Genomic DNA, 743 nt, shown 5'->3' with positions numbered 1-743 from the left:
AAACCCCGAGACGTAGTGATTTGGTACTTTGTTCTGTCATGTCAAACTGCTCCTATCAGTAAACTTTCACAGCGCTGAGTTCTTGCACGAAGGAACTGGCTTCGAGCTTCGCTCGTTGGGTCAGTCGCCGGATGATGTCTTCGGTTGGTGTGTAGTCCACCAAGTTGCTCTGGTGGATGACGTCTCGCGCCACGGAGTTCAAACTACCCAGGCCATCAATCAGCCCAATGTCTTTGGCCTGCTCCCCGTTCCAGAGCAATCCAGAAAACACCTCTGGGTCGTCTTTCAGTCGATCACCCCGCCCAGCCTTCACTCGTTCGATGAACTGCTGGTGGGTTTTCGATAGAACGCCCTCCCAGAATTTCTTCATGTCAGAGGTAAGAGGGGAGAATGGGTCGAGAAGCGCTTTGTGCTCTCCGGAAGTGATAGCCCGGCGCTCGATGCCGAGCTTGTCCATCAAGCCGGTGAATCCAAACCCCGAGCTGATGACGCCGATAGAACCGACAAGGCTGGCGCGGTCAGCATAGATTTCATCCGCAGCAGAGGCGATGTAGTAACCGCCAGAGGCACCGATGTCATCAATGATGGCGTAGACCTTTTTCTCCGGATGAAGGGCTCGCTGCGCCTTCACTTCGTCATAAATCCGTCCTGCTTGAACCGGGCTACCGCCAGGGCTGTTTATGCGAAGCACGATAGCTTGTGAGGTCGGGTTGTCGAATGCAGCTTGGATGGACGGGATAAGG

At 54.5% G+C, this 743-nt stretch carries 1 protein-coding gene; it reads right to left on the bottom strand.

Annotation, left to right across the window (positions count from 1 at the left end; genetic code table 11):
* Positions 1-55 precede the first annotated feature (55 nt).
* Positions 56-743: S49 family peptidase (locus R8N49_RS26845; protein WP_318190416.1), on the bottom strand; the 688-nt coding region annotated here is incomplete at its 5' end.

It is taken from the genome of Vibrio sp. 1978 (genome assembly GCF_033344345.1).
Note: the sequence above shows the minus strand (reverse complement) of the source record. Positions and strands in the feature narration are given on the sequence as shown.